Origin of the sequence: Comamonas badia DSM 17552 (assembly GCF_000484635.1) — a bacterium.
Lineage (GTDB): Bacteria > Pseudomonadota > Gammaproteobacteria > Burkholderiales > Burkholderiaceae_C > Comamonas_C > Comamonas_C badia.
The window spans coordinates 83,230-101,983 of record NZ_AXVM01000002.1 but is presented as its reverse complement, the minus strand read 5'-3'; the positions used below and the strand labels follow the sequence as shown (position 1 = coordinate 101,983).

The following is an 18,754-nucleotide window of genomic DNA, read 5'->3' as shown; positions in this document are numbered from 1 at the left end:
TCAAAATGCACCGCTGCCAGGCGCAGACAGAGTGCACGGTTTTTTCATTGCAATACTCCGATGAGCGGTTGGTGGACCGCTCCTTTTTTTTTGGGTGCGTCGCGAGCGCCGAGTGCATCCATGCCAGCGCGCCAGCGACAACGCCGCGCAGAGCGCGGCGTTGTCGGGATGCTGCGGCGCGGCGACGGGCTGCCGCGCGGCATCAGAAGCGGTGCACCATGCCCACGCCGAAGGTATTGGAGCCCGTGGTGCCGTTGATGGCCTTGCCTTCCTTGTTCAGGCCGCCGTAGCCTGCGTACAGCAGGGTGCGCTTGGACAGTTTGTAGTTGGCAAACAGTTCGATGGCGGTTGCGCCTTCGCGGGTGGCGCTGGGGTTGCTCGTCACGCGGGCCACCTGGGCGCCCACCGTTAGCGCGCCCAGGGGAACGGCCACGCCCAAGCCGAAGCCCTTGCCGGTGGTGCGCGATTCGTCCTGCGTGTACAGGCCGCTCACGATGAACGAGCCGAAGTCATAGCGTGCGCCCAGTGCAAAACCGGTGCGATCGGCGCTGCCTTCGGCCATCTTGCTGGCCACGACGATGCCCAGGTTCAGGGGGCCGCTTTTGTAGCTGGCGGCAAGCTGGTACGAGGTCTTGCGCGTGTCGGCGGCGCCCGCGGCGGGGGCAGTCTTGTTTTCCTTCAGTACCACCGAGGCGCGGGCCTGAAAGCCGCTCATCGTCGGCGAGGTGTACATGAACTGGCTGTTGGCGCGGTTGCCGCCCAGGCTGCCATCGGCTCTCAAGCCCAGGTTTTTCAGGGCCGAGGTGGCGTTGGCCGTGCCGTTCAGATCGAACACGCCCATGGTGTCGCTTTGAGGCGTGGTCCTACGGCCCATGCTGAATTCGCCAAAGCCGCCGCCCATGCCCACGTAGGCTGCGCGGTTCCAGGAGCCGCCTGCGCCGGTTTTGAGGTCGACTTCCTGCTCGAAGTTGAAGATCGCCACCTGGCCACCGCCCAGGTCTTCCCGCCCGCGCAGGCCCAGCATGCTGGTTTCCTTGTAGCTGCTGGTCATCTGTGCCTTGCCGCCAAAGGTTTTGCCCAGACCGCCATCGGCGCGGCCATACAGGGTGACGTTGGACTGGGCCGAAGCAATGGTGGCGACGCTGCCCAGCACGGTCAGGGCGATCAGTGATTTTTTCATGGGAGAACTCCAAGGGGTGTTGAGGTGAAACGTGATCGCGTTTCAATACGAGAAACATCGAGAACACCCCTGGATTACGCCTTTCGGATATGACAGCCCTGAAACAACGCCTGGTTTGTATTCAAATAACAACAAAGTGGGGTATGCGCGGCGCAACGTGACGGGCACCGGCCTATGGATGCAGTGCGTTGGCGGCGCGGCGGGTTTGCATTCAGCAAACACCGTGGAGCATCAATTTTCGTAGCTGTCCGCGCTGGCTGCATAAGAGATACAGCCATTTTTTATCTAAATTCTCTGGTTGCCAGCGGGTGGCAGAGCCGTGGCTTGCTTGCCTTGGAGCCGGGCCAGCTGTTCGGCATCCAGCCAGCACCATTGCCCCGGCGCGAGGTCGGCGGGCAGCGCCAGGCCGCCGATGCGCGAGCGGTGCAGCGCCTCCACGCGGTTGCCCACGGCGGCCACCATGCGCTTGACCTGGTGGTATTTGCCCTCGGTCAGGGTGAGAAGCAGGCGGTGTTCGGCCACGGCCTCGCAGGCGGCGGCGCGCACGGGCTGCGGGTCGTCCATCAGCACCACGCCGCTGAGCAGTTGTTCGATCTGCCGTGCCTCCACCGGGTGGCGGGTGGTCACTTCGTAGACCTTGGGCACGTGGTGGCGCGGCGAATTCATGCGGTGGATGAAGGCGCCGTCGTCCGAGAGCAGCAGCAGGCCGGTGGTGTCCTGATCGAGCCGGCCCACCGCCTGCACGCCCTGGGTCTTGCCGGGGGCAGGGCGCTGGCGCAGTGGCGCGGGCAACAGGGTGTAGATGCTGGGCCAGGCGCCTGGGCGCTGGGAGCATTCGGTGCCCGCCGGTTTGTGCAGCATGAGGTAGGCGAGCCTGCGGTAAGGCCACCGTTGGCCTTGCACGGTAAAGTTGAACGCCGGGCCCTCCACCGGGCATTCGGTGGCCGGGTCGTCGCAGGGCAGCCCCTGCATGCTCACCAAGCCCTGCTGAATCAGACCGGCGCAGACGCGGCGGGTACCAAAGCCCTGGGTGAAAAGCAGTTCATCAAGACGCACGGATATTCTTTTCCCTTTCGCCCGGGCTCATGCGGGCGAATCCGTGTCCGCGCTGCGCTGTGCGGCCCCCTGCATCGCGCCGGAGGTCAGCAGTACGCGGCCCGACGCAGTGGGCACGGTCTGTGCCAGCGCGGCCGCGACATCCGCGGCGGCTATGGCCTGCCATTGGCGCGGGATGAGGGGGCGCAGCAGATCGTTCAGGCGTTCGCCCCAGATTTCGCCGCTGCGCGTGTGCTGACCAAGCGCTGCGCGGTCGCCACGCAGCAGCGAGGGGCGGGCAATCACCAGCGCTTCAAAGCCCAGGCCCGCGAGCGCCTGTTCCAACTCGCCCTTGATGCGGTTGTAGAACACCGGCGATGCCGCGTTGGCGCCCATCGCGCTGATCAGGCCCAGGCGGGTGGCGCCCGCGGCGCGGGCGGCGCGGGCCAGCGCCAGATTGGCATCCACGTCGATGGCGCGCATCGCGGCCTGGCTGCCTGCCACCTTGATGGTGGTGCCCAGCGCCAGGTACATCTCATCGAGTGGCGGCAGCGTGATCGGCACTGAAAAATCGACCGCCAGCATGTGCAGCTTGGGGTGGGTGAAGCCGGGCGCGCGCCGCGCCAGCGCATGCACCGCGGTCACCTCCGGATCACGGCACAGCCCTTGCACCAGCTGGCTGCCGATCAGGCCGGTGGCGCCTGCGACGGCGACGCGGCGGCTACGCGGCTGATCGGATTTCATCGGCATGCCTTTGCATTTGGAATTTGGAATCGGTGCGCGAACTTCAGGCAAACGCCACCTGCCTGGCGAACGGCATTTCGCGCAGCCGCACGCCGGTGGCGGCAAAAATGGCGTTGGCCAGTGCCGCGGGGGCGGGCGGCACGGGAGGTTCGCCCGCGCCGCGGATTTTGTGGCCGTTTTCCAGCCCGCGCACGAAGATCTCCGGGCATTGGTCAAAGCGCATGCCCATGTGTTCGTGGAAATTGCTCTGCTGCGCCTTGCCGTCGGCGTAGGTGATTTCGGCATTCATCGCATGCCCCAGTCCCCAGACCACGCCGCCCTTGACCTGGTTGTCGAAGTTCACCGGATCGACGACCTTGCCCACATCGAGCGCCACCCAGACCTTGTCGACACGCAGGCCCTGGGGTGTTTGGGCGACTTCGACCACCTCGGCGCAGGGCACGCCGAAGGACTCGATGAAGGCCACGCCGCGCCCGCGCCCTTCGCCGGGCCTGGCGCCTTTCCAGTCGCTCATTTCGGCGACGGCTTCCAGCACCTTGCGCGCCACCGGGCCGTTGGCCAGGCGCAGGCGCTCCTGCAGGGGGTCGGCGCCGGCGGCGTGGATCAGCTCGTCCAGAAAGCCATCGGCAAAAAAACCGGCGGAGGATGCACCGACCGAGCGCCAGGAGCTCGTCGGCGCCAGCTCGGGCACGCGGTAGGCGCGCATGCGGTAGTGGGGCAGGGCATAGGGCAGATTCCACGCGCCGGCGGGGATTTGCCCGTCGGGCCCGGGCACCTTCTGGCCGAGGCGCCCCATTTGCGAGGCGCTGGAGGAGACGGAGGCGATGTCCAGCGCCATGGCCTGCACCTGGCCGTTGGCGACGGCACCGCGCCCACGCGCCATGGTGATCTGGCGCGGGAAATCATGGGCGAAGTCTTCTTCGCGGCTGAAGGTGAGCTTGATCGGTACGCCCGGCATCTGCCGGGCAATTTCTGCCGCCAGCGTGATCTGCTCGGATTCCAGCCGGTGGCCGAAGCTGCCGCCGCAGTACTGGTTGTGGACATGCACCAATTTCGCGTCCAGGCCGGTGATTTTGGCCACCTTCTCCTGGACGAAGCGCGGCACCTGGCTGCCTGACCAGACATCGGCCTGTTCGGGTGTGTAGCGCACGATGGCCGAGAGCGGCTCCATCGGCGCATGCGCCACATAGGGCGCGCGGTATTCGGCGCCGACGGCATCGCTGCCCAGCGCGGATTCGGCATCACCGTCGTTGCGCCAGACCTTGTCCAGCCGCTCGGCGGTGAAGGAATCCGCCACGGCCTTCCAGTGTTCGGCCTGCTCCGCCGGGTAGGGCGCGGGGCCCCATTCGCAGGTGATGGCGTTCACCGCCCGGAAGGCGCGCCAGGTGTTGTCCGCCACCACGGCCACGCCGCCCGCCACGGGCATGATCTTCTTCACGCCGCGCAGGCCTTCGGCCGCCTTGGCGTCAAAGCCCACCAGCGTGCCGCCCTGGCGCGGGTTGACCTTGACGGCGGCATGCAGCATGCCATCCATGCGCAGGTCTATGCCGTAGCGCAGCGCGCCAGTGGATTTGGGCGCCATATCCAGCCGCGGCATGGGCTTGCCGATCAGACGCCACTGGCTGGGGTCGCGCAGGGCGACCTGCTGCACCGGCTTTTCCGATGCGGCGGATGCTGCCAGTTCGGTATAGGGCAGGCGTTTTCCATCGGGCAGCACGACGGCGCCCTTGTCCGTCCTGAGCTGGTCCACGGGCACGCCCGACTGCTGCGATGCGGCGCGCTTGAGCGTCTCGCGCGCCACCGCGCCGGCATGGCGCAGCTTGACGAAGCTGTCCGTCACGGTGCTGGAGCCGCCCGTCATCTGCACGCCCATGACCTTGAACAGCGCGCCCATGGTGGAACGCATGGCTTCGGCCGGAAAACTCTCGTCGGTCGAGAGAAACGGCACCTGCTCTTCGGCCAGCGCGCTGTTGTAGTAGGCGGCGCTGGGTGCACCGGGGTCCGCCACGAAATCGAACTGCCCCCAGTCCAGATCCAGCTCTTCGGCGATCAGCGCGGCCTGGACCGAGCGCACGCCCTGGCCCACGTCGGCATGCGGCGCGATCAGCGTGATGCCGTTGGCGTCGATCTTCACCCAGGGATTGAAAACGGCCTGTCCAGGCTTCGAAGTGGCGTCCAGCGGGTTGGCCGGCGTCTTGCGCACCAGCCAGGTGCCGAACGCGACGCCGCCGGCAAGACCAACGGAGCCGATGAGAAAGCCGCGGCGAGCGATGGTGGCGATGCGGCTCATCGCGCGGCCTCCAGCAGTTTGGCGGCGGCATGCACCGCCTCGCGGATGCGCGGGTAGGTGCCGCAGCGGCACAGATTGGCCGAAAGCGCGGCGTCAATGTCTGCGTCCGTGGGCGCAGGGTGCCCGGCGAGGAAGGTCGCCGCCGTCATGATCTGCCCTGGCTGGCAGTAGCCGCACTGCGCCACCTGGTGCGTGATCCAGGCCTGCTGCACGGCGTGCAGGGCGCCGGCGGGAGCCAGCCCTTCAATCGTGGTGACGGCGCCTTTGACATCGCCCACGGGCAGCGAGCAGGAGCGCACTGCCGCGCCATCCACGTGCACGGTGCAGGCGCCGCAGACGCCGATGCCGCAACCGAATTTGGGCCCGGTGATGCCGAGTTCGTCGCGCAGCACCCAGAGCAGCGGCATTTCGGGTTCGATATTCAGCGTATGGGGCTGGCCGTTGATGGTCAGTTGCATGAGGACCTCGTCAAAAGAAGAGTTGCCGGGCGGGGTGGCGCGTACTGCCCGGTGTTGAGGCGCTGTCCGTATGAAGCGCATGTTCTCGATACGATACCCGTATGTCTGCACTCCATGTTACTTGGAATGCGCCTTTGTCATTTGCCTGCGCTTCGTGGAATCTTTCGTCACGCGGGGATATCATTCTTGCCGCTTTCCCAGTTATGTAAAGTGCGCCCGGTCACATGAAAGTTTTTCGCGCAGACGGCCCGATCCCAGCCAAGGTTCAGACGCATGAACCTAAAGCGCTCGCCAAGCTGGACGCGGCTGTCGGGGTCAAACCGGCGCAGGCCGCGCTGCTGGCGCACTTGATACAATGTATATTATGTTAAGTTAATTTGAAATGAGCGGCACGAAGCTTCAGTCAACGGCCCTTGATGACATACTGGCCACGGAGTGCACGCTGCCCAGTCTGCCGCGCGTGCTTGCGCTGCTGACGACGGAGCTCGCGCAAGCAGAGCCCAACTTGAGGCGCGTGAACCGCTGGTTCTGCGGCGATCCTGTATTGGCCGCACGTTTGCTGCAAGAGGCGAATGCGCAGCCGCACCCGCTCTCGGGCAAGGTGGGCAGCATTGCGGAAGCCATGGTTCTGCTGGATACCGCGCAGCTGCGGCTTTTTGCATCGCAGGCCTTTCTCGGCACCACATCAGGGTCCGTGCCGGGTGTGAATCTCCAGCATTTCTGGCGCTACAGCGCCAACACCGCACGGATCATGCGGTCGTTGGCTGGTGTCATCGGGCGCAACCAGGCGCTGGCCTACGCAACAGGTCTGCTGCACGGCTTGGGGGAACTGGTTCTGCATCTGCGCGATCCTGAGGGTTGCCGGGCTGTCGCAACTGTTGCGGGTCCTTTGGACCTTCGCCGTGCCAAGGCGGAGCGGCGCGCCTGGGGTTACGACTACGCCGCGGTCAGTGCTGCCATGGCGCGCCAATGGCGGTTCCCGGCGGAATTCGTCGATACCCTGAGCAGCCACAGCGCCCCTTTTGACGGCGAGACCTACGAACCGCTGGCGGCGGTGCTTCATCTGGCTTCATGGCGGGCGCGGGCACGCGAGGCTGGCCTGAGCCAGCGCGAGCTGGCCGCCTCCTTCCCAGGAGAAGTCGGCGTGGTGCTGGAAATGGATATGGATACGGTGCTGCAGCAAGACCCCATTGACTGGAAGGCGCAGCCCAATGCGGGCGAATACGTCTGACTGCCCGCGAGTGCCGTACGATGCTTCTGCGCCTGTCTGAGCTGAAACTTCCGCTGGGCCACGCGGACGGCGATCTGGCGCACCTTGCTGCCCGGGTGCTCGGTCAGCCACCAGAGGCCGTGGCGCACGTGGAGGTTTTCAAGCGCAGTTTCGACGCGCGCAAGGCCGAGCTGCAGGTGGTCTACATCACTGACGTGCGGCTGCAAGATCCGGCGCAGGCCCCAGAACTGTTGCGCCGCCATGCGAACAACCCGCATATCCAGGCAACACCCGACATGCGCTACCAGATGCCGGTGACAGCCGCCGTCACTGCGCCCCGCCCTGTCGTCGTCGGCTTTGGTCCTTGCGGGATTTTTGCGGCACTGCTGCTGGCGCAGATGGGCTTCAAACCTCTGGTGCTGGAACGCGGCAAGGCGGTGCGCGAGCGCACGCAGGACACCTGGGGGCTGTGGCGCAGGAAGCAGTTGAATCCGGAATCCAACGTGCAATTCGGCGAAGGCGGCGCCGGCACCTTCAGCGACGGCAAGCTCTACAGCCAGATCAAGGATCCGCGCTTCCTTGGCCGCAAGGTGATGCGGGAGCTGGTGGATGCCGGCGCGCCGCCGGAAATCCTGCAGATCGCGCATCCGCATATCGGCACCTTCAAGCTCGTCAAGGTCGTGGAGAACATCCGCGCCCGGATCATTGCGCTGGGTGGTGAAATCCGCTTTGAACAGAAAGTGACCGACGTTTTGATCGATGGCGGGCATCTGCGCGGGCTCATGGTGCTGGACCAGCGCAGCGGGCGCACCTGCGAACTTCGCGCCGACCATGCCATCCTGGCTCTGGGCCACAGCGCGCGCGACACCTTCGAGGTGCTGCGCGCACGCGGCGTCCATGTCGAAGCCAAGCCGTTTTCCATCGGCTTTCGCATCGAGCACCCACAGGGTGTCATTGATCGGGCCCGCTGGGGCAGACATGCCGGCCACCCGCTGCTGGGCGCAGCCGACTATCGGCTGGTGCACCACGTCACCGGCGGCGCGGGCAGCGGCCGCGCGGTGTACAGCTTCTGCATGTGCCCTGGCGGCACCGTGGTCGCGGCCACCAGTGAACCGGGCCGGGTCGCCACCAACGGCATGAGCCAGTATTCGCGCAACGAGCGCAACGCCAATGCGGCCATCGTCGTGGGCATCACACCGGATGACTTTCCCAGGCACGCGGATGGGCGCCCTCACCCCCTGGCCGGCATCCAGTTGCAGCGCGAGCTCGAATCGCAGGCCTTTGTGCTCGGCGGTGGTGATTACCGCGCTCCGGCACAGCTGGTGGGCGACTTCATTGCAGGGCGCGCCTCCAGCGCGCTGGGTGGCGTGCAGCCGTCTTACCAACCCGGCGTCGTCCCCGGCGATCTCGGCCCTGCCCTGCCGGGCTACGCCATCGCCGCGCTGCGCGAAGCGCTGCCGGCCTTTGGCCGCAAGCTCAAGGGCTTTGACATGCATGATGCCGTTCTGACGGGGGTGGAAACGCGCACATCGTCACCGGTACGCATCACGCGCGGCGAGGATTTTCAGAGCGTGAATGTGGGCGGCCTGTATCCGGCAGGCGAAGGCGCGGGCTACGCGGGCGGCATACTTTCCGCAGGGGTGGATGGCATCAAGGCAGCAGAAGCCTTGGCACACATGCTGTCAGCGTGACGGGCAACAGCCAGGGGCACGGCGAAGCAGTCTGGTGTCGGCCACGCGAAGTGGCGCAGGCCTGTTGCACATCCGGTTGGCTCGGCGCATATTCTGGCGGGTGGGCCTTGAAGGTCCAGCCACCTCCAGGAGTGTGCAATGACCAAGACAAAACAGGCGCCGGAAACCCGCGGCGTCACGGTGCAGCCTCTGGCCAGCCTCGACCTGAGCGGCGAGATCACTGGCATGGCTGGTCGCCAGTTGCGCATGCGCAAGATCACCATCGCACCCGGCGGCGTCTTCGGTCCAGAACACAGCCATGTGGATCGACCGGGCATGGTCTTCATCCTGCGAGGCAGCATCACAGACCACCGCAACGGCATCGCCACCGACTACGGCCCGGGCCTGGGCTGGCCCGAGGATCACACCACCGTGCACTGGCTGGAAAACCGCGGAACGGAAACTGCGGTGGAAATTTCGGTCGATATCGTGCGGGTCGGGTGAGGCGTATCCACAAAGAAAAGCCCGGATTGCTGCCAATCCGGGCTCCGGGGTTCGTCAGCCAGGCCCGCGGTGACTATTTCTTCTGCGGCGGCACATCCGTGCACGAGCCATGCGCCACCTCGGCCGCCATGCCTATGCTTTCGCCCAGCGTGGGGTGCGGGTGGATGGTCTTGCCGATGTCCACGGTGTCGGCACCCATCTCGATGGCCAGGGCGATCTCGCCGATCATGTCGCCCGCGTGCGTGCCGACGATGCCGCCGCCCAGGATGCGGCCGTGGCCGTGCGCCTCGGGGCTGTCGTCGAACAGCAGCTTGGTGAAGCCCTCGTCGCGGCCGTTGGCGATGGCGCGGCCGGACGCGGCCCAGGGGAACAGGCCCTTCTTCACCTTGATGCCCTGTGCCTTGGCCTGATCCTCGGTCAGGCCCACCCAGGCGACCTCGGGGTCGGTGTAGGCGACGCTGGGGATCACGCGGGCGTTGAAGGCTGCGGCTGCCAATTCCTTATTGCCCTGCAGTTCGCCGGCGATGACCTCGGCCGCCACATGGGCCTCATGCACGGCCTTGTGGGCCAGCATGGGCTGGCCGACGATGTCGCCGATGGCGAAGATATGCGGCACGTTGGTGCGCATCTGGATGTTGACGTCGATGAAGCCGCGATCCGTCACCGCCACGCCGGCCTTGTCCGCGCCGATCTTCTTGCCATTGGGCGAGCGGCCCACGGCCTGCAGCACCAGGTCGTAGGTCTGGGGCTCGGGCACCGTCACGCCGTCCTTGGCGGGGGCGAACGACACCTTGATGCCCTCCGGCGTGGCCTCGGCCGCCACGGTCTTGGTGTTGACCATGATGTTGTCGAAGCGCGGCGCGTTCATCTTCTGCCAGACCTTGACCAGGTCGCGGTCGGCGCCCTGCATCAGGCCGTCGAGCATTTCCACCACGTCCAGGCGTGCGCCCAGCGTGGAGTACACCGTACCCATTTCCAGGCCGATGATGCCGCCGCCCAGGATCAGCATGCGCTTGGGCACGCCGGCCAGTTCCAGCGCGCCGGTCGAATCGACCACGCGCGGGTCATCGGGCATGAAGGGCAGGCGCACGGCCTGGCTGCCGGCCGCGATGATGGCGTTCTTGAACTGCACCACCTTCTTGGCGCCGGTCTTGTCCTGGCCGCTGCCGGTGGTTTCCTCGACCTCCAGGTGGTGACTGCCGACGAAGTTGCCATAGCCGCGCACGATCGTCACCTTGCGCATCTTGGCCATCTGGCCCAGGCCGCCGGTGAGCTTGGAGATGACTTTTTCCTTGTGGCCGCGCAGCTGATCGATATTGACCTCGGGAGCGGCGAACTTCACACCCGCCATTTCCAGGTGCTTGACCTCGTCCATCACCGCAGCGACGTGCAGCAGTGCCTTGGAGGGGATGCAGCCCACGTTCAGGCAGACGCCGCCCAGCGTTTTGTAGCGCTCGACCAGCACCACCTTCAGGCCCAGGTCGGCGGCGCGGAAGGCGGCGGAGTAGCCGCCAGGGCCGCCGCCGAGAACGAGCACGTCGCAGTCGAAATCGGCTGCTCCACCGTAGCTGGATGCTACAGGTGAAGGAGCTATCGGCGCTTGATTGGCGGGCGTTGGAGCCTGTTTTTGCTCGGCAATCTGAGTCGGCGCCGCGGCATCGGAAGTTTCCAGCGCCAGCAGCACGCTGCCCTCCCCCACTTTGTCGCCCAGCTTGACCTTGAGCTCCTTGACCACGCCGCCGTGGCTGGCGGGAATCTCCATCGACGCCTTGTCCGATTCGACGGTGACCAGGCTCTGCTCGGGGCGGATGGTGTCGCCCACCGCCACCAGCACCTCGATCACCGCCACGTCCTTGAAGTCGCCGATGTCCGGCACCTTGATGTCCATCACTGCCATGTCAGCTCCCCTTCACAGCAGGATGCGGCGGTAATCCGCCAGCACCTGGCCCAGATAGGCGTTGAAGCGCGCGGCCGCCGCGCCGTCGATCACGCGGTGGTCATACGACAGCGAGAGCGGCAGCGTGAGGCGCGGAACGAATTTTTCCTTGTCCTCGTTCCACACCGGCTTCATGGCGGAGCGCGACAGGCCGAGGATCGCCACTTCCGGCGCGTTGATGATGGGCGTGAAGTGCGTGCCGCCTATGCCGCCGAGCGACGAGATGGAGAAGCAGCCGCCCTGCATGTCCGCCGCGCCGAGCTTGCCGTCGCGTGCCTTCTTCGCCAGTTCGCTCATCTCGGCGCTGATCTGCAGAATACCTTTCCTGTCCGCGTCCTTGAGCACCGGCACCATCAGCCCATTGGGCGTGTCGGCGGCAAAGCCGATGTGGTAATACTGCTTGTAGACGAGGTTGTCGCCATCCAGGCTGGTGTTGAACTCGGGGAATTTCTTGAGCGCCGCCACCACCGCCTTGATGACGAAGGCGAGCATGGTCACCTTGACGGGGCTCTTGGCCTTCTCGCTTTCCTTGTTGGTCTGCACGCGGAAGGCTTCGAGCTCGGTGATGTCCGCTTCGTCGTTGTTGGTGACGTGTGGAATCATCACCCAGTTGCGCGCGAGGTTGGCGCCGCTGATTTTCTTGATGCGCGACAGCGGCTTGGCTTCGATGGCGCCGAACTTGGCGAAGTCCACCTTGGGCCAGGGCAGCAGATCCAGGCCCACGCCGGAGCCGCCCGCCGGGGCGCGCGCAGCCTGTGCCTGGGTCTGCACGCTGCCCGCCATCACGGAACGGGTGAAGGACTGGACATCCTCGGGCGTGATGCGCCCCTTGGGGCCCGTGCCCTTGACCTCGGTGAGTGGCACGCCGAATTCGCGCGCCAGCTTGCGTACCGAGGGGCTGGCATGCGGCAGCCCGAGCAGGGAGCCGCCAGGCTGGTGCGGCGGTGCGCTTGCCGCGGGAGCGAGGGCCGGGACTGCCGCGGCCGCAGCCGCGACCGGTGCCGGCGTCGTGGGGGCTGGCGCAGGTGCCGGTGCCGAAGCTGCGGCAGGCGCCGCCGCGCCCTCCAGCACAACCACCAGGTCGCCTGCATTGATCTTGTCGCCGAGCTTGACCTTGAGCTCCTTGACGATGCCGGCGGCGCTGGAGGGAATCTCCATCGACGCCTTGTCGGATTCGACCGTAAACAGCGATTGCTCCGCCTTGACCGAATCACCCACGGCAACGAGCAGCTCGATCACGGCGACATCCTTGAAATCGCCGATATCGGGCACGCGCACTTCGATGCGCCCGCTGGCGGCAGGCGCCGCCGCTGCGGGCGCCGATGCCTGCGCTACAGGAGCAGGAGCTGGCTGCGCAGGCGTGGCGGGTGCTGGAGCCGGATTCAATGCTGAATCCGCCGTCTCGACGATCAGCACCACCGAGCCCTCGCTGATCTTGTCGCCCAGCTTGACCTTGAGCTCCTTGACGATGCCGGTCTCGGTCGATGGAATTTCCATCGACGCCTTGTCCGACTCGACGGTGATCAGACTCTGCTCCGCCTGGATGGCTTCGCCGGGCTGCACCAGCAGCTCGATCACGCCGACCTCTGAAAAATCGCCGATATCGGGGACTTTGACTTCCTTGAGTGCCATGGCCAGGTCCCTCCTTCAGGCGTGCAGCGGGTTGATCTTCTCGGTCTTGATCGCGTACTTGCTGATCGCCTCCGAAACTTTGGCGCGGTCGATCGCACCCTCGTCGGCCAGCGCGCTCAATGCGGCCAGCACGATGTAGTGGCGGTCGATTTCGAAGTGCTCGCGCAGGCGGAAGCGGAAGTCGCTGCGGCCGAAGCCGTCGGTGCCCAGCACCGTGAAGCTGCGGCCCTTGGGCAGGTGCGGGCGAATCTGCTCCGGGTAGGCCCGGACCCAGTCGGTGGACGCGATCACCGGCCCCGCATGCGCGGCCAGCTGCTGCGCGACGAAGGAGGCGCGCGGCGCCTCGCCCGGATGCAGCAGGTTCCAGCGCTCGGCATCCACGCCCTCGCGGCCCAGTTCGGTAAAGCTCGGGCAGCTCCATACGTCGGCCTGCACGCCCCAATCGGCTGCAAGGAGCTTTTGCGCCTCCAGCGACTCGCGCAGGATGGTGCCGCTGCCCAGCAGCTGCACGCGCTTTTGCCCTTCGGCGCCCGGCTGGCACAGGTACATGCCCTTGATGATCTGCTCTTCCGTGCCGGGCTTGAGGCCGGGCATGGCGTAGTTCTCGTTGTGGATGGTGATGTAGTAGTAGACGTCTTCCTGCTTCTCGACCATGCGCTTGAGGCCGTGGTGCATGATCACGCCGACTTCGTGCGCGAACGACGGGTCGTAGCTGATGCAGGACGGCACCACGGCCGCATGCATCTGGCTCTGGCCGTCGCCGTGCTGCAGGCCCTCGCCGTTGAGCGTGGTGCGTCCGGCGGTGCCGCCCAGCAGAAAGCCGCGCGCATGCAGGTCGCCCGCGGCCCAGGCCAGATCGCCAAAGCGCTGGAAGCCGAACATCGAGTAATAGACATACATCGGCACCATGATGCGGTTGCTGGTGCTGTAGCTGGTGGCCGCGGCGATCCAGCTGGCCATGCCGCCCTGCTCGTTGATGCCTTCCTGCAGCACCTGGCCGTCCTTGGCTTCCTTGTAGTAGGCCACCTCGCCTTTGTCCACCGGGGTGTAGAGCTGCCCTTGCGGGTTGTAGATGCCAATCTGGCGGAACATGCCTTCCATGCCGAAGGTGCGCGCTTCGTCGACGACGATGGGCACGACGCGCGGGCCCAGCGCCTTGTCGCGCAGCAGTTGCACGACAAAGCGCACATAGGCCTGCGTGGTGCTGATCTCGCGCCCCTCGGCCGTGGGGTCAAGCACGGCCTTGAAGGTCTCGAGCGCGGGCACGGTGAAGCTCTCGTCGGACTTTTCGCGGCGGTGCGGCAGGTAGCCGCCGAGTTCCTTGCGCCGCGCGTGCAGGTATTGCATGGCCGGCGTGTCATCGGCCGGCTTGTAAAACGGCAGCTTTTCGAGTTCGCTGTCGGGTACCGGGATGTTGAAGCGGTCGCGGAAGGCGCGCACCGCGTCATCCGAGAGTTTCTTGATCTGGTGCGCCGGGTTCTTGGCCTGGCCGGCGGCGCCCATGCCGTAGCCCTTGATGGTGCGCACCAGGATCAGCGTCGGCTGGCCCGTGGTCTTCGAGGCGGAAGCGAAGGCGGCATGGACCTTCTGCGCATCGTGCCCGCCGTGGCGCAGCGCCCAGAGGTCGCCATCGCTCAGGTGCTCGACCATTTTCAACAGCCGTGGGTCGCGGCCGAAGAAATGCTCGCGGATGTAGGCCCCGTCCTGCGCGCGGAAGGTCTGATAGTCGCCATCGAGCGTGTCCATCATCACTTTCTTGAGGACGCCGTCCTTGTCGCGCGCCAGCAGCGGATCCCAGCTGCTGCCCCAGAGGCACTTGATGACGTTCCAGCCGGCGCCGCGGAACTGCCCTTCCAGCTCCTGGATGATCTTGCCGTTGCCGCGCACCGGGCCGTCCAGGCGCTGCAGGTTGCAGTTGATGACAAAGATCAGGTTGTCCAGGTTTTCACGCGAGGCCAGGCGGATGGCGCCGGTACTTTCGGGCTCATCCATCTCGCCGTCGCCGAGGAACACCCAGACCTTGCGGTTTTCGGTATTGGCGATGCCGCGCGCATGCAGGTACTTGAGAAACCGCGCCTGGTAGATCGCCATCAGCGGCCCCAGGCCCATGGAGACCGTGGGGAACTGCCAGAAATCGGGCATCAGCCACGGGTGCGGGTAGCTGGAGAGCCCCTTCTTGTAGCCCACCTCCTGGCGGAAATGCAGCAGCTGGTCTTCGGTCAGGCGGCCTTCGAGGAAGGCCCGGGCGTAGATGCCGGGCGAGCTATGACCCTGGAAGAAAACGCAATCACCACCGCGCTCGGCGCTTTCGGCATGCCAGAAGTGGTTGAAGCCCGCTTCGAACATGTGCGCCACCGAGGCGTAGGAGGCGATGTGCCCGCCCAGGTCGCCGCCGTCATCGGGGTGCAGGCGATTGGCGCGCACCACCATGATCATGGAGTTCCAGCGCATGTACGCGCGCAGGCGGCCTTCGATTTCCAGATTGCCGGGGCTGCGGATTTCTTCCTCGGGCTCGATGGTGTTGACGTAGCCCGTGGTGGCGGAAAACGGCATGTCGATGGAGTGCTCGCGCGCGTGCTCCAGCAGCTGCTCCAGCAGGTAGTGCGCGCGCTCCGGGCCTTCCTTGTCGATCACCGCGGAAAGCGCCTCCATCCACTCGCGCGTTTCCTGTTGATCGGAATCGGCCATCGGCTGGCCTTGGGTCGGTTCGCTCATCTTTGGTCTCCTTAGTGCGGCATGGTGATCAGGGTATCGCCGCGAGTGTCTCACAATTTCAAAAAATTTCAAATAGAGTTTATTGATTCCATATAATGATAATTTAAAGAAAACCACGGCCCTTCTGTCAGGCTTACAGCATCCGCCGATAAACTTCATTCATGGTTTCCCCTAGCTTGCGAGCCTCGGTTTCGCCGCAGACTGCGCAGCGCTCCGCATCCCGGTGGCGCCGCTGGTGGCGCGGGCTGGCGCCGCACCGCCAGGATCGGTTTGCCGCACTGGCGCCGCTGGTTGCCGTATTCCTGTTTTTTCTCGCGATCGTCGCCTCCTTCTGGTACCTGCATTCCGAAGAAGTCGAACGCGAGCGCGATGCCCTGCGGCGCGATACGGAATACGCCCAGCAGCGGCTGCGGCTGCGGCTCACGGAGCGCCAGGAACAGGTATTGCGCATTGCCCGCGAGCTCTCCACACGCAGCATGGGGGATGCCGATTTCGCGACACAGGCCGACCTCCTGATCGCGCAATACCCGGAGGTGCAGGCGCTGACGTGGATAGACGCCACCGGGCGCATCCGGATGAGCCAGGCCGCGCCCAATCTGGCCAGCAGCCAGCTGCGGGTGGCGGGGGAGGTGCTCCAACCTGGTTCCACGGCGCACGGCTTCCGCGAGATGCAGCGCCTGGAGCAGCCCGCCTATCTGCCGATCCAGACGGCCAGCGACGACGCCGCGCCACTGCTGGCGCTGATGGTCCCCCTCACCTCCCAGAGACGGTTCAGGGGTGCGCTGCTGGCCGAGTATTCCTTCGACAGCCTGCTGCGCTACGGCACACCGACGGAGGTGCTGGCGCGCTACGCGGTGACGCTGCTCACGGAAGACCACCAGCTGCTGGCCGGCACGCCCCTGGTCCAGCGCAGCCGCTCCCTGCTGCCGTGGAGCGGCACGGCCAACGATGATGAAGCGGTGCTGGAGCTGCCCGGCCAGAGCCTGGTGCTGCGCGCGCAGGCCTATCGGACATCGCTGGGCGTGGTCGGCAGCAGCCTGTTCTGGCTCGTCGGCATGCTCAGCGTGATGACGGCCTGGCTGCTGCTGGGCACCTGGCGGCACACGCGCCGGCGCCTGCAGACGCAGGAAGCCCTGATTGCCGAGACCAATTTCCGCCGGGCGATGGAAAACTCCATCCTGACCGGCATGCGCGCGCTGGATCTGCATGGCCAGATCACCTACGTGAATGCGGCGTTCTGCCAGATGACGGGCTGGAGCGCCGAAGAACTGGTGGGGCAGAAACCGCCCTACAGCTATTGGCCGGAGGCCGAGCGCAATACGCAGCAGAGCAAGCTCAGCGAAGAGCTCTCGGGCGAGGCGGCGCCGGGAGGCTTTCAGGTGCGGGTGCAGCGCAAGAGCGGCACCATCTTCGATGCGCGCCTGTATGTTTCAGCGCTGATCGACGGGCACGGGCGGCACACCGGCTGGATGACGTCGATGACCGACATCACCGAGCCCAACCGCGTGCGCGAGCAGCTGGTCGCGTCGCATGAGCGCTTCACCATCGTGATGGAGTCGCTCGATGCCTCCGTCTCCGTCGCTCCGCTGGGCAGCAAGGAGCTGCTGTTTGCCAACCGCCTGTACCGCCAGTGGTTCGGCTCGCAGACCGAAGGGCATCTGCAGCTCGTGGCCCAGGCAGGCATGGCGCATGCGGAGGCGGCCGGGGACGAAGACGACTTCATGGGCCTGCCCAGCCACGCGATGACGACGGCGCAGTCGGACAACGTCGAGATCTACCAGCCCGACCTGGGCAAGTGGCTGGAGGTGCGCTCGCGCTACCTGCACTGGGTGGACGGGCGGCTGGCGCAGATGGTGATCGCCACCGACATCACCGCCCGCCGGCGTGCGCAGGAGATTGCCGCGCACCAGGCCGAGCGCACCCAATCGGTCAGCCGCCTGATCACCATGGGCGAGATGGCCTCCAGCGTGGCGCACGAGCTCAACCAGCCGCTCACGGCCATCAGCAACTACTGCAGCGGCATGATTTCGCGCCTGGAGAGCCAGCAGATCAGCGAGGAGGCGCTGCTGGGCGCGCTGGAGAAAACCGCCCACCAGGCGCAGCGCGCCGGCCAGATCATTCAGCGCATCCGCGCCTTCGTGAAAAAAAGCGCGCCCAACCGCCAGCTGGCCCAGGTGCCGGACATGGTGGCCGAGGCGATCGAGCTCGCCACCATAGAGCTGCGCCGCCACAACGTGCGCCTCACGCACTACGTGGCGGCGCGCCTGCCGCCGGTCATGGCCGACCGCATCCTGATCGAACAGGTGCTGATCAACCTCATGAAGAACGGCGCGGAGGCGATTGCGCATGCCGACCGCCCCACCGGCCGGCGCGGCGTGGAGCTGCGCGTGGTGCCGCGCCAGGTGGAAGGCGCCGACGTGATCCAGTTCAGCGTGGAAGACACCGGACCAGGCCTGCCTGCCGACGTGCTGGAACACCTCTTCGAGGCCTTCTACTCCACCAAGAGCGAAGGCATGGGCATGGGCCTGAATCTGTGCCGCAGCATTGTCGAATCCCACCAGGGGCGGCTGCAGGCGCAGAACCTCTACAATGGAAACGAGATCACGGGGTGTTTGTTCACTTTCTGGCTGCCGCTTGCCAGCATTGAGGGTGCTACTACCGAATTCGAAGCATCAACCACCTGACAAGGGAATTGCATGAACCTGATGTCGCCGAAAAAGGGTACCGTGTACGTCGTCGATGACGATGAGGCCGTGCGCGATTCGCTGCAATGGCTGCTGGAGGGAAAAGGCTACCGCGTGCGCTGCTTCGACTCCGCCGAAGCCTTTCTGACGCGCTACGACCCGCGCGAGGTGGCCTGTCTCATCATCGACGTGCGCATGTCCGGCATGACCGGGCTGGAACTGCAGGACCGGCTGCTGGAGCGCAAATCCCCGCTGCCCATCGTCTTCATCACCGGCCACGGCGACGTGCCCATGGCGGTGGACACCATGAAGAAGGGCGCGCTCGATTTCATCCAGAAGCCGTTCAATGAAAAGGAGCTGCTGGAACTGGTCGAACGCATGCTGGCCCGCGCCCGCGACACCTTCGCCGACCACGAAATCGCCGCCAGCCATGAAGCGCTGATGTCCAAGCTCACCGGGCGCGAATCCCAGGTGCTGGAGCGCATCGTCGCCGGGCGCCTGAACAAGCAGATCGCCGACGACCTCGGGATCAGCATCAAGACGGTGGAGGCGCACCGCGCCAACATCATGGAAAAGCTGGGCGCCAACACCGTCGCCGACCTGCTCAAGATCGCCCTGGGCAACAGCGCTGCCAAACCCTGATTTTTTGATAGCTGACAGCGCATGCCTGGCATGCGAAAAGGCCTTTTTTCCTTC

Annotated in this window: 13 protein-coding genes; 5 read left to right on the top strand and 8 right to left on the bottom strand. The window is 65.7% G+C overall.

The annotated features are described in order from the left end of the window. Positions 1-202 precede the first annotated feature (202 nt). The 5 genes from K320_RS0104515 to K320_RS0104495 all read right to left on the bottom strand — a co-directional run bounded on the left by K320_RS0104515 (position 203) and on the right by K320_RS0104495 (position 5,707). Positions 203-1,180 (bottom strand): porin, encoded by a 978-nt coding sequence (locus K320_RS0104515; protein ID WP_024537667.1) that lies wholly within the window; start codon positions 1,178-1,180, stop codon positions 203-205. 285 nt (positions 1,181-1,465) lie between these two features. After that, positions 1,466-2,236 (bottom strand): pseudouridine synthase, encoded by a 771-nt coding sequence (locus K320_RS0104510; RefSeq protein ID WP_024537666.1) that lies wholly within the window; start codon positions 2,234-2,236, stop codon positions 1,466-1,468. Positions 2,237-2,263: 27 nt separating this feature from the next. Further along, complete coding sequence (locus tag K320_RS0104505; protein ID WP_342667224.1) at positions 2,264-2,965, bottom strand: Rossmann-fold NAD(P)-binding domain-containing protein; 702 nt, start codon at positions 2,963-2,965, stop codon at positions 2,264-2,266. Positions 2,966-3,002: 37 nt separating this feature from the next. Beyond that, positions 3,003-5,249, bottom strand: a complete 2,247-nt coding sequence (locus tag K320_RS0104500; protein ID WP_024537664.1) for a xanthine dehydrogenase family protein molybdopterin-binding subunit — start codon at positions 5,247-5,249, stop codon at positions 3,003-3,005. Continuing rightward, on the bottom strand, positions 5,246-5,707 hold the full coding sequence (locus K320_RS0104495; protein ID WP_024537663.1) for a (2Fe-2S)-binding protein: 462 nt from the start codon (positions 5,705-5,707) through the stop codon (positions 5,246-5,248). The genes K320_RS0104500 and K320_RS0104495 overlap by 4 nt, the downstream gene beginning before the upstream one ends. 382 nt (positions 5,708-6,089) lie before the next feature. Here K320_RS0104495 and K320_RS0104485 point away from each other — a divergent pair, with 382 nt between their 5' ends. The 3 genes from K320_RS0104485 (at position 6,090) to K320_RS0104475 (ending at position 9,091) form a co-directional block, all read left to right on the top strand. Further along, the gene (locus K320_RS0104485) at positions 6,090-6,938 is read left to right on the top strand and encodes an HDOD domain-containing protein (protein WP_024537661.1); all 849 of its coding nucleotides are present in this window, start codon (positions 6,090-6,092) and stop codon (positions 6,936-6,938) included. Between the two features lie 20 nt (positions 6,939-6,958). After that, positions 6,959-8,608, top strand: coding sequence for an NAD(P)/FAD-dependent oxidoreductase (locus tag K320_RS0104480; protein WP_024537660.1), 1,650 nt, complete (start codon positions 6,959-6,961; stop codon positions 8,606-8,608). 138 nt (positions 8,609-8,746) lie between these two features. Further along, positions 8,747-9,091: a cupin domain-containing protein gene (locus K320_RS0104475; RefSeq protein WP_024537659.1), complete on the top strand. Its 345-nt coding sequence runs from the start codon at positions 8,747-8,749 to the stop codon at positions 9,089-9,091. A gap of 73 nt (positions 9,092-9,164) precedes the next feature. Here K320_RS0104475 and lpdA read toward each other — a convergent pair whose 3' ends face one another. From lpdA to aceE, 3 genes are read right to left on the bottom strand one after another with little or no spacing between them, the layout of a single operon-like run. Further along, entirely contained in the window at positions 9,165-10,988 is a 1,824-nt protein-coding gene (gene lpdA / locus K320_RS0104470; protein ID WP_024537658.1) for a dihydrolipoyl dehydrogenase, read from the bottom strand. Between the two features lie 12 nt (positions 10,989-11,000). Further along, the gene (gene aceF / locus K320_RS0104465; RefSeq protein WP_024537657.1) at positions 11,001-12,659 is read right to left on the bottom strand and encodes a dihydrolipoyllysine-residue acetyltransferase; all 1,659 of its coding nucleotides are present in this window, start codon (positions 12,657-12,659) and stop codon (positions 11,001-11,003) included. 15 nt (positions 12,660-12,674) lie between these two features. Next, complete coding sequence (aceE, locus tag K320_RS0104460; RefSeq protein WP_024537656.1) at positions 12,675-15,374, bottom strand: pyruvate dehydrogenase (acetyl-transferring), homodimeric type; 2,700 nt, start codon at positions 15,372-15,374, stop codon at positions 12,675-12,677. Positions 15,375-15,535: 161 nt separating this feature from the next. On the opposite strand from aceE, the gene K320_RS0104455 reads away from it, so the two are divergent. Together K320_RS0104455 and K320_RS0104450 are read left to right on the top strand one after the other, a co-directional pair. Next, complete coding sequence (locus tag K320_RS0104455) at positions 15,536-18,058, top strand: PAS domain S-box protein (protein WP_029695804.1); 2,523 nt, start codon at positions 15,536-15,538, stop codon at positions 18,056-18,058. A 21-nt stretch (positions 18,059-18,079) separates the two neighbouring features. Then, complete coding sequence (locus tag K320_RS0104450) at positions 18,080-18,700, top strand: response regulator transcription factor (protein ID WP_407059755.1); 621 nt, start codon at positions 18,080-18,082, stop codon at positions 18,698-18,700. Positions 18,701-18,754 lie beyond the last annotated feature (54 nt).

Coding starts and splice junctions, on each gene's coding strand:
- K320_RS0104515 (WP_024537667.1), bottom strand. CDS start 1,180: ATGAAAAAATCACTGATCGCCCTGACCGTGCTGGGCAGCGTCGCCACC.
- K320_RS0104505 (WP_342667224.1), bottom strand. CDS start 2,965: ATGCCGATGAAATCCGATCAGCCGCGTAGCCGCCGCGTCGCCGTCGCA.
- K320_RS0104500 (WP_024537664.1), bottom strand. CDS start 5,249: ATGAGCCGCATCGCCACCATCGCTCGCCGCGGCTTTCTCATCGGCTCC.
- K320_RS0104495 (WP_024537663.1), bottom strand. CDS start 5,707: ATGCAACTGACCATCAACGGCCAGCCCCATACGCTGAATATCGAACCC.
- K320_RS0104485 (WP_024537661.1), top strand. CDS start 6,090: ATGAGCGGCACGAAGCTTCAGTCAACGGCCCTTGATGACATACTGGCC.
- K320_RS0104480 (WP_024537660.1), top strand. CDS start 6,959: ATGCTTCTGCGCCTGTCTGAGCTGAAACTTCCGCTGGGCCACGCGGAC.
- K320_RS0104475 (WP_024537659.1), top strand. CDS start 8,747: ATGACCAAGACAAAACAGGCGCCGGAAACCCGCGGCGTCACGGTGCAG.
- lpdA (WP_024537658.1), bottom strand. CDS start 10,988: ATGGCAGTGATGGACATCAAGGTGCCGGACATCGGCGACTTCAAGGAC.
- aceF (WP_024537657.1), bottom strand. CDS start 12,659: ATGGCACTCAAGGAAGTCAAAGTCCCCGATATCGGCGATTTTTCAGAG.
- aceE (WP_024537656.1), bottom strand. CDS start 15,374: ATGAGCGAACCGACCCAAGGCCAGCCGATGGCCGATTCCGATCAACAG.
- K320_RS0104455 (WP_029695804.1), top strand. CDS start 15,536: ATGGTTTCCCCTAGCTTGCGAGCCTCGGTTTCGCCGCAGACTGCGCAG.
- K320_RS0104450 (WP_407059755.1), top strand. CDS start 18,080: ATGTCGCCGAAAAAGGGTACCGTGTACGTCGTCGATGACGATGAGGCC.